The following is a 14,268-nucleotide window of genomic DNA, read 5'->3' on the forward strand; positions in this document are numbered from 1 at the left end:
GTTAGGGCTCCTTTCTCTGTTTCATAGATTCTTTTAGCTCCGCAAATACATCTTGTTTCTTGGCACCAATGAATTCGGTTTTGTTGATAATGTCACCCTTCTTGGCAAAATGGGCGGATCCGTAACTTTGTTCTTTCTTATCGACTTCCCATCCACTATCTTTTTTTCCCTTGGTGGCAATCAGGGAGAGATACAGAGAATAAAGGAAAACAGCCATCACACCCACATAATATAGAGGTACGTTTTCAGTGATTAATAACTGTGTTGTCTCTATTGGATGTAAAAAGGTATCTACCATTACGGAAGGGAGTCCTTCCACCTGTTCTAGTGGGGTGTCTCCTTCAAAAAGATAAGGAAAAAGGGTGGAGACTTGAAGAACAAGAACGTACCCTATGGTAAAAGCCAAAAGAAAGGCTAGACATTTCGTTTTCATCCCTACACTCCTTTAGTCTGTCCATGACGGATTTTCCGGTGACTCATTTGCTGCGTCATGGAAATTTGTTATGATCCACTCTCCATCCTCCCGGGACACTTCCACTTGGAGAAACGTTTGCGACTGATTTCTTTGCCCATTGGAGAGATATTCAATGGTATGGGTAAAGGTGGTAAGCACCTGTTGGTTGGTATGTTCATTTCGTATGCTATCTACCTCAACATAAACAGCAAGATCACTGACATAAGCTCTTAAATCATCTTGTGCATTTTCCTCGCTAGGGAACAAATAATGGTGCATGTTTTCATTCATGATCGAACGAGCTTCTTCTTTTCTTTCTTGATATCCTTCTTCATTTTCGACATATACGGTGTTTACAAAGGTTGTGACAACCTGTTCAATGGTTTCAATGTCACTAGAAGAGCTATCCTGGATGGTACTCGCTTCTTGAGCTTCAGAAGGAGTGAGATTGTCTAGGCTAAACGATTGCTCCTCGTCCTGTTGTTCCGAGCCACAACCCATCATCAAGAAAAGAAAAGGAAGAGAGAGCAAAATCAATCCCTTCATGTTCCACTTCCTTTCTATAAACGTTGCACCCTGCCGTTGAAGGTTTTTTCCCAATAACCTTCCTCCATGCTTTCAATGGCAACCCCTGTACTGCTTTGCGCACCGATATACTTTCCATCACCTAGGAATATTCCTACGTGTCCATCAACCTTGTAGGTATCAAAAAAGACTAAATCCCCGGGTTGAGCCTCCTCATATGACACACGTTCCCCTTTATGCTTTAACGTATCAGTGGTGACAGACCCTAAGTTTCCTAGTTCCACTCCGACTTGTTCATAGGCCCAATGAACAAAAGAAGAACAATCAAACAAGCCTTGTTCTTGTTCACTTCTCGTTCTGCCTCCACCAAAGACGTATTCGGAGTTATTAATCCACTGCATGCCAACCTCAATCACTTCTTCAACTTCTCCAGCATCTACGGGGGTACTAATGTAGGACATCACCGCATCGACATACTGCGGATCCCCATAACAAGCGCCTGTTTCCACACTTTCTGGACGCACACAAGAATACAGTCCAGTGTGTTTTAACCGTTGATACTGTTCTCTGGAAAACTCGATAGCTAACTCCTTGGAATACTCTCCACTGTTGTGTTCATTGGCATAATCAATGAATCCATGCCCAAAGTTGTACGATTGAAGGGCTAGTTTTACATCACCATTGGCTTGTTCTAAGACCTGAGCAAAATACGCTGTACCTACGTCAATGCTTTCCTCAGGATCTGTAATCGTATTTCGTGGAAGTCCCAACGATTCGCTGCTTTGCATTACGTCGTCTAGTTGTCCTCCACTCTCTTGCATCGTCTTTGCCATTAACAAATCTACGTGTTCAGGAATGCCATGCTCCTCAGCGTATTTTTCAAAAAGAGGACGTAAGGCTTCCACTTCTGCATTGACTTGTGCTGTTCCCACGCCCCCGGAATAGGAGGATTCACGTTGAGAATGTTGCTCTCCCACGACAGCGATAATCAGAAGAAACAACAAAGCTCCTAAGCCAAGAAAGAAATAGAAAAGTTTGTCCCCATGATTTCGCAGGAGGGCAGCAATAACAACTGGATTCATGTTGAACACCTTTCTTTCACATCAATCTATGACTCTACTTCCTCAAGTTCCTCTTGTAACTGGTTCATTTGATCCTCGATCTCTTCTACTTCCTCACCCTCATCATCGCTTTCAAGGTCTTCCAATTCTGCCTCTAGTAAATCAATTTCTTGTTCTATCCGGTGAACTTCTTGTCGCTGCTGCTGTTCTTCAATGGCTTGAGCAACGGATTCTGAATCGAAACGATCCGCAATGATTCTCGCATCATTCAAGTGGTTATTTTTAATAAAAGCTTGAGCCATTCTCATGGCAGTTTCTTCGTTTTCAACCAAAGTTGCCCGGTTACTAATGGCCTGGTGATTGTAATCAAGAATGTTTTGTTCATCCTGAAGAAGTTGGTTATCACCTTCTAAGTCAAGAAGGGCTTCCTCGTCCTCTTGTTCGTAGAGTCGGTCCACAATGGCTGTTACCGTTCCATCGGTGGGGGAACGATCAAGAGCAAGCTGGTACTCCCGTTCTTGAATCAACCATTTTACAATATCGTTTTCTTCTACATGTTGCTCTTCCATGCGTTCAACAGCCGTTTCATAGTCACCGTGGTGCACGTCGTTCAGAATTTCAACTTCGGTTTCTTTTTGCAGAAGTTCTTGTTCATAATGTTCAGCAATGACGGCTTGTTGATTACTATGAATCGATTGCACAACGCCTATGGCTACGATCAAGGTGATAAAAGAAGCTGCACCGAGTGTAAAAAGTTTTTTTGACGCTCTCTTTTCGGTATGGTTGATTTCGTTAAAATACTGAAATTGAGCATACTCCAAGGATTCATGCATATCTTCCCGTAATTCCTGAGCAGTGGTCGCTTCACGAATAATTTGTACCAATTTAAGAACGTCTGGTTCTTCTCGTTTGGCCAAGATGTGTTTTCGCCCTTTGAATCCTTTTTCTCCGTGCACAAGGAATGTCTCATAAGGCTGTTTGGTAATTAAATGCAAGGCTAACGCTTTATATTGTTGTAAGATGGTATAACGGTTTTCCTGGGGCATATCCATCGTTGCCATATAAGAAAACAGCACATGAGACATAGGCCTGAAAAACAAGGTGGCCGGGTGAATCGAAACAGAGGATGATGTCTGCAAAGGATCTACCTCTAACACATTTGTAAGCACAGCCAATCGAATCGGCAAGGATTCTTTGTGAATATCGTTCATGCTTAAATAACCATTGGGAATGGCTTGTTTGATGTGAATTCTATCCTGTTCTTTGCTGACTTCTGTCACGGGCAGACAGTAAGAAGTATTTTCATAGGTTTCTTTGATGTTTTCGATTTGAAAGGGGGCGAGGTTGGAATGTTTATCTGCTAGTTGAATGATCGCTTCGTTTGCCCGGACTTGGATGGAACCATGTTCAAAGGAACGGACTTTCACAGGAGAGATGCCTCCTTTCTCTTTAAGGTTCTAGATTTGAAACTCTCTTGCTTCTTCAATTTCAGATGGACTCATTTCCACTTCATACTTCGGCTGTATATCAGCCGGTTCACCGTATGTTCTTTCATACTGCTCTGGATCCCATAAACGTAACTCTTCTTGTGTGAGCTCCACTTTCATAAATGCTCGGTTCGAACCGTGAATAAATAAAGCTTCACGCTGTCTTTTGGCTCGTAACAAGCTCTTTTCTTGTTCAGAGAACTTAATTTTTAATTTAGATACCACTTCATCGACACCCATGTTATCCAAGCCAAAAAACATCTTTGTATAGCTATTTTCAATGATCCCTGCACCTAAATTATCGTGAGTATCTAATACATCTTGGATTTGCTGAGTGCCAGCAATCGCCCCAGCGTTGTATTTACGGAATCGTTTATAGGCATTGTAGAAAAAGGAAACAGAATCAGGGTTTTTCGTTAAAAAATGGAATTCATCGATGAAACAATAGATTAACTCCTCTTTGTCTTTGGTAATCTCATCCCATAAGAAGGAAAAGATATTTAAATAAGCAGCAGCTTGAACATCTTGTTCATTTTGTAAGGGTTTAAGGTTAAAGCTGACCAATTGGCCTTTCACATCAACATTGGTGTGTCCGTTGAATAAAGAATTGGAACCAGAACAATAGGAATCTAAAATGATGTGTAGATTTTCAATTTTTTTATAACGATCTGGATCTTTGCGTCTTAATTTCTCCATTTGGTCATAGACATTACGTAGGGTCGGGTAACGATCATTCGGAATGGAAGCTACGTCATCGAATTTATATATTCCATAGTCAGCGTATGTGTCTCGTAGGATGGTATCTAATAATGACTTTTCAACTTGTGTAAGATCAGGCTTGATCACATGAAAGAATCCTTTTAATCGTTGAATTTTAGCTTTGATTAAATGCTCGGTTTCATGCTGTAGACTGGGATCGCCTTCTCCGGTGTCATTACTAAATAGTTGAAGTGGATTGATTTTGGTTTTGGCGTTGGAAGATAAGTGAATCACTTGACCGCCTAACGACTCTACTAATCGGGTATACTCGTTTTCTGGGTCAATAATAAACGTCTTACTTCCCATCGCAAAACTCCGAAGGATTTTTTGCGCCATGTAAGTCGATTTGCCAACCCCTGAAGTACCAATAATTACAGCATTCTGATTGAGTGAACGATACGTATCTGTGTAATCGACGGACACCAGTGAATCTGTTTCTTTATTAATTCCTTCCACTTGCGCCCGAGGAGAGAGATCAATAATCTCTGCATCATCGATCGGAATAAAGGAAGAGGCAGCGTCGGTATTGCTCAGTCGTGACGTGTATTCAGCTAATAGGTTCGTTCCAATCGGCAAGGTAGACCAGTAAGATTGGTACATGCCTTTGACTGGTGTTAAATACCGTAATTTTGATTTCTTTAAGGTTCGTTCCACATTACCTTTGATGTGCTTTAATTCTTCCTCTGAGGTGGCTTGCAGAAGCAAATAGGTATGTTGGTAAAGGTAGGTGGTGTCATCGTCTAACTTATCCATCTGCATATAGGCAGAGTCAATTTGCTTTTGCAGTTGTTTACGGTGATAAGGGTCCACAGTCCTTTCTTTTTCTACTTCTTTGTTTTTGATGGATTCATTATAATGAGCGATCATCACCTGATCATCGGCAGATTCTAGGTGCTGAACAATCGTAATGTTTCCTTTCTTTCGCTTCAAATCAGCTAGCCAGTTTCCCGTTTGCCTCGTGGGATAGCCAACAATCGCAAGGACGGTAAGATAATTCCCTCCACTTTCAATATGCATGTGTTGTTCTTCCCAGGAAAAGGGATAAATGTCATCTAGCGAGGTGGTATCTAAAAACTCATCGATCACCTCAGCGTCGGAGTTCTCTCTTGGGGTTTCATGAATGGACTCGGGAAGGGTTGGTTCTTTCTGACGTTTCAAGGTAAATGGGAGAGTAAGCGATTTTAAGATATTCATCCATTCCACTCCTTCTGTTATTGCCTGATGAAGTTCGTAAAATGGTGCAAAGCTTCTTTATATTCACTTGCATCCAACTTTGTAATCTCAAGGTGGTAGTTTTCAAACGTGCTTTCTAAGGTTTGTCGAAGTTCTTTTACTTTGTCATCTAGGTTTTTCCTTGCAAATTCTAGGCTTTCATAGCTATCTTCTTTAATTTTTTCTTTGATAATAAAAAGATGCTGTTTGGTCGTCATTTCTGTTTTTTCGTCTATCCCTTCAAAGTGGTTGATGTATGAAGCGATTAAACGTTGCTTCACTGGGTCGTTAGCTTCCTCTGCCATCAGATATCTTTTTTTCCATCCGAGTAAATATGGTTTCATGTCAATTGGAACCGTGGTATCTAACAGCTGGAGAGAGTCGCTCTCACTGTTACCTGAAAACATAGAGTTTAAGAAAGACGCGTAATCATGAAACAGTTCCGTTTGTTCATCTTGATTAAAGAGTTGCATGTTAATCCCTGTGGTTTTGAGGGCAGCAACCAAGTATCCATCTTTTAAGACGATGTATTCTAAATATTGTCCTTTAATCAAAGACATATCTTGAATGGTTTGATCTTGTTCATTTTTCAATTTCTTTGGAGCCTGACTTATAGAATTCGGTGGTGATTTTGGTTTTTTCAAGAGCAAAACGATCCCCTCTTTTATCGTGTTTTTCCTCGAATGTAAAAACGCTTCTGTCGTTTTACATAAGCCTTCCGGTATTGAATCCATTGAAGAAGTGAAATGTTTTCTCGTTCTCTGATTGGCTTAATAACGACAATTGAAAGCCCAGTAAAGAAAATAAGTAGAGCAACAAAAGCCCGTAGGATAAATAAAAAGGTGGAATACGGTGGCGTCAGTAAAACCACCAAGGAAAGGGCTGCAAATGGGACAACAATAAACCAAAATTGCTTGGTTGGTATGCCTTTAATCACGTTATAACTAGCGTCCACGTTTTCAGGAAAATAAAAAGTTTTTCCTTTCCCTTCATCGGTTTGTTGTGCCATAGAAGATCCTCCTCTGTTTTATGCTGCCATTAAGTCCCATGCCCATGGAACGATCCATATCATGGCGGCTCCAACAGCTGTGAGAAGAGCAATGCTTCCTAGTGTCCGGTATACTTGTTCTTTTTCATGCGGGTTATGCATGGAAGCAAAGCCAGTAATGACGCGCCAAATGGCAAAAATAACCCCTACTAACACGACAAGTCCGGTTAAAATTCCCTGAATGGTTGCTCCAGCACTTTCTAGTCGACTTTCCACTTCAGCTCCTGACGGAGCAGGCGTTGCTACGAGGTGTCCCGGTTGAATCAGTCCTGTAATCATCCATTCCTGAAATTGAAAAATAAGGCCCAATAAGGTCATTAGTCTTATCCCTCCATTTTAAGTAAATAAAAAATAGAGATATGCAAATAAATGGTTTTTCATTTATTTCTATCCCTATTTTTTTCTCTCACCAATCTCCCTTACGAACTCTCTTTCTTGCCCCCTTTCCTTCTGCATCTCGCGAAATTCCTGTAACTGCTTTTTCGCGTCTTCTTTCTCCATGAAATGTGACAAGCTGTTTAGTTTTCCTCCTGGGGTGACTTGGCCAATGTATGCACCTTTTTCCGTTTCAATCACATGCATCCGTTGTTGATATTTTTCCAGAGCTTTATGCTGCTCTTTTCCAAACAGGTCAAACATCCCTTCCAGCACGGCTCCACTGGCGAAACTGACTTCAGCACCTGCTCTTTTCGCTTGAATGACAGCCTTTTTAAGGTGGGGCATCGATGCTTTGTCAGCTTCTTGAGCATCTTTATAGGGGTAACCTTTTTGAAGCATAAAATGCTTTAGTTTGAAGTTACTCACTTCTACATCTTGACTCGCCTTTTCTTCCATTACAGATGTTCGAACAGCTTCTATTGGTTTTCCATAACGCTCTAACCACTTCTCTCTGTCTTCCTGTGACAAATTGTCGTAATCCCTCCTTAACATCCCTCTGGAATGATTGGGATCGGTGAGAATCTTTTCTTTCAGAAACACTTCATAGGCCAACTTTTCCTTCTGTCGATTTCCTTTAATTTTAATCACCTCCTAAGTAATATATAATTATATATTTTATATAGCTATGTATATATTTTAATATAAATGAAGGCATTATTCAATATTTTCCAACAATTTATTATAAATTTTTCCAGAAATGGTACTTATTAATCACGGTTCGGTATATCAAGGTACAGGACTAAGTTCCTCAGAAAGATCTCCAACAATTCTCCTTCTGTAAATCTGCGACCATTGTGATTAGTTCGAGAACCGAGATAACGTTTTAAAGGCCTTGCTATACGGATAAATTGCTTGCTTTTGGACTGACTATCAGTTGTAGGGGAAAGCAACGTATTCTCATTTGCCCTTTCTAGCAAGACAGCCATATTGATAAGTCCGGTCATACTTATATTTGTTTCTCTAAACACCGTTTCTTTTAAATATGATTTTAAGGATTCAGAAATATTATACGTTGACGAAACAGTAGAACAGGAGTCTTCTAATTCCAAACCGGTCCAAATGTGGTTACTATTATTTAATACATATTGTTCCAATTGATAACTTAAATACATAGATAAAGTCATTTCATACCTAGGGTAAGAACCATTTCTTTCTATTAACAATGGAGAAGCATCTATAGGAACTTTTTCTAATTTTTTATGGGTTTCAATAAATCTTCTAGACTCTTCTGCATTTATAAGCTTTTGTTCTTCGGAGATCATAAAAAAGTGCATGAGCGTGACAGCATTAAAACTAACGCCGACACACTCTTTTCTTTTAGTAAGTTTATCTTTTACTTCATCCGTTAGTGCCAAATAGAACCGCAAAGAATCAACTCCTTCCTAGAGGTAGTGTAAATGATTTTTATTTTGCAGTTCAAACTTCTTTTATAAGCTCATTCCCCGGTCATCAGTTTTTCTACCCTCTGCTTTTCTCATCTCGTGAATCTTTTCTTGTTCATCATATTCCACTTGATGTAAAGCTCGACTAACAGAATATCTCATAGCTTGAACAATGGTAGAGAAGGATGAAGGATTCCGGTAAGTGAATGGATTAATTCGCTTTTCTTCTTGCCGTTCATACTCTTCAAGCAAGTCCTGAATCTTTCCTTTAGCCTCATCCGATAAGTCATGGGTGTCGAGACACTCTGCAAAGAAAAGATGTTCAACGGATGAATTATTTACGATAAGCTTCCTAAACTTTATATATTCCGGTGTGTTCGTTTTCGTTGCGTCATCATGATAAAAAGCATCGTGAATCGCTTCAATGATTGATTCTTTTTCTGGAGTGGTAAATAGGTGCTCTCCTTCACTATCCACCGTTATTTTTCGTCCCGTGTATTCCTTCAAACTCAACAGCAACTCTTTTTCTTCAATGCTTAACTGATCATTAATCTCCTGTCCATAAAGAGAAGTCATGCGATGATTGTAATGCTCTTTCATAGCATCTAATGCCTGTTTGATAGAACCTTGTCGTTCAACTGTTTGTTGCACTTCTTGTTGAACGGCTAGATCTAACTGATGAAAGGTTTCAGGTTGGGTGAAATCAATGCCATGCTCTTGGACCAATTGATTTAATTTGGTATCCATTTTTGAGAAAGAACGTTCCAGCTGATCAGCCGTGGACGTTCGATCAATAGACAAGGAAGACAAATGATGATTGATTTCACGATCACTATAATAATGGAGCTTCTCTAAAGCTTCATCATGACCTGGCAGGTATGATTGACGAATGATTACATTGACCAGTCCTCTTTTCGCAAAATCACTAAAAGAGTTTTGATCAATGCTGGGATAATGCTTTTCTAAGAAACGATCAGCTTCCTTGGATAAAATTTCTTCCACATGATCGACTTTTTCATTCAATCCTCGAATGTATTCTAGTTTAGACTCATCACGTTCTTCTACTGGCTTTTTGATATATTCAGAGCGATACCATTTTTGCAGAATTTCTTTCTTTTCATTCAAGGTTTCAAAAGTAACCGGAGCTTTTAATTCTTTGGCGAGAGAAGCAATCTCTTTCTTCTCATTTGGCGATAAGTGACGTATCGGTTCAGGAATGCTTTTGATGTCTTGAACTTCTTTTTTGTACTCTTCGATCTCCACAATTTTACGGTTATGTTCTCTAATTTTTTGATTTTCTTGCACACGTTCAGAATCTTCACCCATGCTTCTGGCCACGTGACCTTCATGGATGGTGGGCTTCACTTGTTTTCCTAATTCAGCATAAGACTTTTCTGTAATTCGATCATCCATTCCATTTGCTTCTAAGTACTGATTCGCATAACTTGCCCACTCTTTTCTCCAGTGCCTAAATGTTTCACGATCTCCCCAGTTATTCATGTTTATTCTTTGCCCATTAACCTTCTTTGCTTTCGCTTCCCATTCTCCGTTCTCTTTAAAAGAACGCATCGTTAAAAGGACGTGAAAATGAGGGTTATTCACGTCGTCTCTATGAATCGATAGATCAGCCACCATACCTTCATTTACGAAAACATTCTGGCAGAATTCTAAAGTCAAGTTCGTTTGCTCCTCTTTAGATAATTCTTTAGGCAAAGCGACATTTATTTCTCTCGCTAACTGTGCTCTTTTATGGCGTTCCACTTTTTCTACTTCATTCCATAACCGCTCTCGATCATTCGCCCAATCAGGAGCATGAAGGGGTGTTAAAAGGTAGTTTTCAGGTTGAACCATTCTTTTATAATGATTGGCACGATCATACCGTTCACTATACAAATTTTCTCCAGAACGATACGCTGCAGCTGCGATTGCCGATTGTCCTTTTCCTCTTGAAATAACTTGACCTGAAAAATGATAAATAGCCACCATTTCCTACCTCCTTTTCACACGAGCGAATGCGAGTTTTGCCATCATGATTTTTGACATGAGCGTAAGCGAGTTTTAAAGATTTTCATAAATGATCGATAGAGAATTTATCGCACGCATCCTTGATTGGAAATCAAGGTGCATAAGTGCGCCCTTCGCTGTTGCTTGGGATCATTTTATCATGCTATACTGGTATTATCAACCAATTTTGATAGTGGATACCAGTCGCATTTATTACATTAAAGGAGTGTGTAAGGCATGGGGAACAGGTATCAATCCAAGAAACAGAAACTAGAAGAATTAAAAGAACAGCTCAAGCAAGAAGAAAAAAGAGTAGAACAAAACATTGGGAAGTTTGCTTTGAAAGAATTAGAGTTTGAACATGACAGGGAAGAGGAAGCAAAAGAGATTCTTTCGTTATTAATTAGCGAATACAAAGAAAGCCAAACAAACAGTGAAAAGATCGAACATACTCAACAAGAACGTCCCTATCAAACTGTCGGGAGTTCAGTGAAGTGAGTAGGAACGAAGTGGAAAAGATTCAAGCAAAGATTAATAGCTTAGAATTGGAAATCAATCGAGATTCCTATCTAGATAGAAAACAAAGAACAAGGCGCCTGATTCAAAAAGGCGCCCTGGCAGAAAAATATTTTAATATTGAACATTTAACCGTAGAAGAAACCGAAGAAGTCTTTAAAATTTTTTCTGCTTATGTTCAAGGAAACCTACCGAATAAATTTAAAAAAAAGGATAGTCAAAGTGAGTAGAATAGGAAATATACATGATGAAACAATTGAAGTATGGTGATCAGCATTTCTTTGTGGTGTATGAGAATTTGCCACGTTCCGTTAAGACACTGAAAGGAGTTGTATACGGGTACAATCATGCATACAACTCCTTCTAATATGAGTAATCCTATAACTCTCCCCTACCCTTTGCATTTTTATGTATTACCTTTGAGAGAACCATCCTTTGCTCCTGAGATCTTTGCTTCTTCAAACGTAGCCATGTTATGGACAATATGTACGGCTGACCTAACTATTGGCAAAGCAAGTGCAGCCCCACTCCCTTCTCCAAGACGAAGATTCAAATCAATGAGTGGCTGCAACCCTAAAAGTTGATTCACAACAATATGACCCGGTTCCACAGATTGATGGGAGGCAATAAGGTATTGCTCACATACAGGATTGATACGAACGGCTGTAAGAGCAGCTACAGAAGTAATAAAACCATCTAGCAATACTGGAATACGTGTTGCCGCAGCACCTAAAACAACACCAGCAAGCCCTGCTATTTCTAATCCACCGACTTTTCCCAATACATCTATCGGGTCATGAGGGTTCGGTTGATTAATTTTAATTGCCTGCTTAATGACTTGAATTTTCCTTTCTTTGTCTTCATGATTTATACCCGTGCCGACTCCAACGACGTTCTCAATAGATGTTTGTCCTAGTACTGATAGTATGGCGCTGCTTGCTGTAGTGTTTCCAATTCCCATTTCTCCAAGGGCAATCAGCTTAGCCCCTTTTTGTATGGCTCCCTCTGCTACCTCGATTCCTGTTTCTAGTGCTGCAATTGCTTCTTCTCTCGTCAAAGCTGGTCCTGCCATCATATTGTTTGTCCCTAAACGAACTTTTTTGTTAATTAAACCTGGGAGTTCTATGTTTTCCTTCACACCAATATCTACTACTTCTACAGAGGCATTCGCCACTTGGGCCAACACATTAATTGCCGCGCCCTCGTTCATAAAATTATGTAGCATTTGCTTAGTAACTTCTGAAGGAAAGGCTGATACCCCTTCCTTTGTTACCCCGTGGTCGGCTGCCATCACTATTACCGTTGCTGGGTCAATCTCAGGTTGAGTACTTCTCCCTATCCCTGCTAATTTAATTGCTAGTGATTCTAACGAACCTAAACTTCCTAATGGTTTAGTAAGGGAGTTTATATGCTGTTCCATTTGTTTTTCTGCTCTAGTATCTACACCCTCAATTAAACGAATTGTTTCTTGTAATTTATTCAACAAAATTCCTCCTTAGGCTATTCTTTCTTTATTTTTGGTACTTTTCTGTACTATGAGGTCTTAAGTACGCTTATAGTCGCTTTCCGATAAAGGCTCACCTACCGTCAATCTTTACTAGTAACGAACGTGGCCTGTTTTATAAGAGTACTGGGATGGATGGTAGTCTGTAACCAAATTTGTAATAGTTAATACTCCTTATTTAAGTACTATTACATTTTTGGTGCTTCTTATCTTTCATTACCTATTTATTAAATTCTATCTCATAGATATCTATTTCTTATTGTTTTAATTGTTTTACTTATGTTTTATATGTTTTAAATCTTTTAAGTGTTTTCAGAGACGTAAAAATACTAGTCTAATAGGAAAAATCAAAGGTAACTATTACACTTTTGGTGTTAACCATTACACTTTTGGTGCGAGCGATTACACTTTTGGTGTTAACTATTACGTTTTTGGTGCCTAACTATTACACTTTTGGTGTTAACTATTACGTTTTTGGTGTAACGATTACAAATTTGGTGCGAACTATTACGTTTTTGGTGTCTTTAACTATTACAGATTTGGTGCCTAACTATTACACTTTTGGTGCATGCAAGAAAAAAGAGCCTCCCTCTCTAACTATTACAAGGAAAAAGGTTGTAATAGTTAGTTGTTTTTTAGATAATAGAACCATTGGAGGTGAAATTTTGCCAAAGATAGCAGAAAAAGAACTGAATTCAGTGGTCACCAAAAGTAATGAATTAATTCAAGCATCGTATCGATTGGGGTTGACTGAGCAGAGGGTCATCCTATACCTGGTAAGTAAAATTCAACCGAATGATGAAGAATTTAAAGTCTATACATTTTCCATCAAACACTTTCACGACATCTTAGGGTTAAAGGGTACCCCAAAGTATTCAGAGATAAAAGAGATTACGAGAAACCTTATGCGAAAGGTGTTTCAGGTTCAGATGGATGGAAAGCTGTACCAGATGAGTTGGTTATCATCGGTTGTTTACAACGATGCAGAAGGGACCATTAGCCTCCGGTTTGATCCTGTTTTAAAACCCTTTCTTTTAGAGTTAAAAAAGAACTTTACCAGTTATAAGTATGAAAATGTGGTCAAGCTCCGGTCTTCCTACTCGATTCGGATTTACGAGCTCTTAAAGCAATATGAAAAGTTAAAGGAACGGCATTTTGAGATTAATGAGTTCAGAAGTGTTCTTGGCCTGGAGGATCAATATAAGACCTATGGGAATCTCAAGAATAGAGTCATAAAGCCCGCCCAAAAAGAGCTTGCGGAGTATACCGATGTGAAGTTTGAGATCAAAGAGCAAAAAACGGGTCGGAAAGTGACAGGAATCACCTTCTTGATTGATACCAATAAAGACGTAAACGTCTATCTGCAGGAAGACCTGGAAACGGGTTTATTTATGAACCGTATACAAATATTTGCCCATCAATATGGATTTAAAATGAGCGACAAAGACCTCTCTCTTTGGTTAGAAAACAAAGAAACAGTGTTAGAGCTCATAGAGAAAATTGAAAAGAAAGAAAAAGGAGACATCCAAAAGCCTTTTCATTACATAAATAAGGTTCTCGCGAATAACGAGGATCCTCCTAAAGCTACGGACAAAGGAAAAGACTCTCTCGAGATCATTAATCAGTTTATTAAAAAGTATAGGAAGCAAACAGGCACAATTCCAGCTTGGCTTATTGCTGATGAACTAGAGGCCTTTATGAAAGAAAAAGGGCTTTCTGAAGAAGAGGTAGAGTCTCACCTTAAAGAAAAAAAAGAAGAGGTAATAAACATCATTACAACCCAAATCAAAAGGAATCGAGAAAAAAATTAGTAGGTTTCCTCTGGAAAGGTCTGCCGCGAAGGTTGTAGAGGAAATGAATGAATCTCAGGTTTCATAG

At 39.3% G+C, this 14,268-nt stretch carries 15 protein-coding genes; 3 read left to right on the plus strand and 12 right to left on the minus strand.

All coding sequences use genetic code 11. The annotated features are described in order from the left end of the window. Window position 1 precedes the first annotated feature (1 nt). The 11 genes from ACFPU1_RS16555 to mobQ form a co-directional block, all read right to left on the minus strand. Window positions 2-433: a hypothetical protein gene (locus ACFPU1_RS16555; protein ID WP_385943073.1), complete on the minus strand. Its 432-nt coding sequence runs from the start codon at window positions 431-433 to the stop codon at window positions 2-4. Between the two features lie 12 nt (window positions 434-445). Then, the gene (locus ACFPU1_RS16560) at window positions 446-1,000 is read right to left on the minus strand and encodes a hypothetical protein (protein ID WP_385943075.1); all 555 of its coding nucleotides are present in this window, start codon (window positions 998-1,000) and stop codon (window positions 446-448) included. Between the two features lie 14 nt (window positions 1,001-1,014). After that, a complete protein-coding gene (locus tag ACFPU1_RS16565; protein WP_385943077.1) occupies window positions 1,015-2,061 on the minus strand; it encodes a bifunctional lytic transglycosylase/C40 family peptidase in 1,047 nt (348 codons plus the stop codon). A 26-nt stretch (window positions 2,062-2,087) separates the two neighbouring features. Beyond that, window positions 2,088-3,467, minus strand: a complete 1,380-nt coding sequence (locus tag ACFPU1_RS16570; RefSeq protein WP_385943078.1) for a hypothetical protein — start codon at window positions 3,465-3,467, stop codon at window positions 2,088-2,090. A 30-nt stretch (window positions 3,468-3,497) separates the two neighbouring features. Then, the gene (locus ACFPU1_RS16575; protein WP_385943080.1) at window positions 3,498-5,480 is read right to left on the minus strand and encodes a VirB4 family type IV secretion system protein; all 1,983 of its coding nucleotides are present in this window, start codon (window positions 5,478-5,480) and stop codon (window positions 3,498-3,500) included. 17 nt (window positions 5,481-5,497) lie between these two features. Further along, window positions 5,498-6,142: a TrsD/TraD family conjugative transfer protein gene (trsD, locus tag ACFPU1_RS16580; protein ID WP_385943082.1), complete on the minus strand. Its 645-nt coding sequence runs from the start codon at window positions 6,140-6,142 to the stop codon at window positions 5,498-5,500. Window positions 6,143-6,162: 20 nt separating this feature from the next. Next, a complete protein-coding gene (locus ACFPU1_RS16585) occupies window positions 6,163-6,507 on the minus strand; it encodes a hypothetical protein (RefSeq protein WP_385943083.1) in 345 nt (114 codons plus the stop codon). Window positions 6,508-6,525: 18 nt separating this feature from the next. Beyond that, a complete protein-coding gene (locus ACFPU1_RS16590; RefSeq protein WP_385943085.1) occupies window positions 6,526-6,864 on the minus strand; it encodes a CagC family type IV secretion system protein in 339 nt (112 codons plus the stop codon). Between the two features lie 75 nt (window positions 6,865-6,939). Continuing rightward, window positions 6,940-7,452: a hypothetical protein gene (locus ACFPU1_RS16595; protein ID WP_385943086.1), complete on the minus strand. Its 513-nt coding sequence runs from the start codon at window positions 7,450-7,452 to the stop codon at window positions 6,940-6,942. A gap of 239 nt (window positions 7,453-7,691) precedes the next feature. Then, complete coding sequence (locus tag ACFPU1_RS16600; protein WP_385943088.1) at window positions 7,692-8,351, minus strand: hypothetical protein; 660 nt, start codon at window positions 8,349-8,351, stop codon at window positions 7,692-7,694. 60 nt (window positions 8,352-8,411) lie between these two features. Then, a complete protein-coding gene (gene mobQ / locus ACFPU1_RS16605; protein ID WP_385943090.1) occupies window positions 8,412-10,352 on the minus strand; it encodes a MobQ family relaxase in 1,941 nt (646 codons plus the stop codon). 255 nt (window positions 10,353-10,607) lie between these two features. Between mobQ and ACFPU1_RS16610 the strand changes: the two genes are divergently transcribed. Continuing rightward, window positions 10,608-10,868, plus strand: a complete 261-nt coding sequence (locus ACFPU1_RS16610; protein ID WP_385943091.1) for a hypothetical protein — start codon at window positions 10,608-10,610, stop codon at window positions 10,866-10,868. 11 nt (window positions 10,869-10,879) lie between these two features. Continuing rightward, complete coding sequence (locus tag ACFPU1_RS16615) at window positions 10,880-11,116, plus strand: hypothetical protein (protein ID WP_465310299.1); 237 nt, start codon at window positions 10,880-10,882, stop codon at window positions 11,114-11,116. Window positions 11,117-11,292: 176 nt separating this feature from the next. Here ACFPU1_RS16615 and cobT read toward each other — a convergent pair whose 3' ends face one another. Next, window positions 11,293-12,369, minus strand: coding sequence for a nicotinate-nucleotide--dimethylbenzimidazole phosphoribosyltransferase (gene cobT / locus ACFPU1_RS16620; protein WP_385943092.1), 1,077 nt, complete (start codon window positions 12,367-12,369; stop codon window positions 11,293-11,295). A gap of 686 nt (window positions 12,370-13,055) precedes the next feature. Between cobT and ACFPU1_RS16625 the strand changes: the two genes are divergently transcribed. Continuing rightward, window positions 13,056-14,201, plus strand: coding sequence for a replication initiation protein (locus tag ACFPU1_RS16625; RefSeq protein ID WP_385943093.1), 1,146 nt, complete (start codon window positions 13,056-13,058; stop codon window positions 14,199-14,201). The last annotated feature ends 67 nt before the right edge of the window (window positions 14,202-14,268 follow it).

The sequence above is a fragment of the Thalassorhabdus alkalitolerans genome (assembly GCF_042656525.1).
Classification (GTDB): domain Bacteria; phylum Bacillota; class Bacilli; order Bacillales; family Marinococcaceae; genus Thalassorhabdus; species Thalassorhabdus alkalitolerans.

Bases quoted from the DNA above. Each gene is read 5' to 3' on its own strand.
- ACFPU1_RS16610 (WP_385943091.1), top strand. From the start codon at position 10,608: ATGGGGAACAGGTATCAATCCAAGAAACAGAAACTAGAAGAATTAAAA.
- ACFPU1_RS16560 (WP_385943075.1), bottom strand. From the start codon at position 1,000: ATGAAGGGATTGATTTTGCTCTCTCTTCCTTTTCTTTTCTTGATGATG.
- ACFPU1_RS16585 (WP_385943083.1), bottom strand. From the start codon at position 6,507: ATGGCACAACAAACCGATGAAGGGAAAGGAAAAACTTTTTATTTTCCT.
- ACFPU1_RS16590 (WP_385943085.1), bottom strand. From the start codon at position 6,864: ATGACCTTATTGGGCCTTATTTTTCAATTTCAGGAATGGATGATTACA.
- ACFPU1_RS16555 (WP_385943073.1), bottom strand. From the start codon at position 433: ATGAAAACGAAATGTCTAGCCTTTCTTTTGGCTTTTACCATAGGGTAC.
- mobQ (WP_385943090.1), bottom strand. From the start codon at position 10,352: ATGGTGGCTATTTATCATTTTTCAGGTCAAGTTATTTCAAGAGGAAAA.
- ACFPU1_RS16565 (WP_385943077.1), bottom strand. From the start codon at position 2,061: ATGAATCCAGTTGTTATTGCTGCCCTCCTGCGAAATCATGGGGACAAA.
- ACFPU1_RS16575 (WP_385943080.1), bottom strand. From the start codon at position 5,480: ATGAATATCTTAAAATCGCTTACTCTCCCATTTACCTTGAAACGTCAG.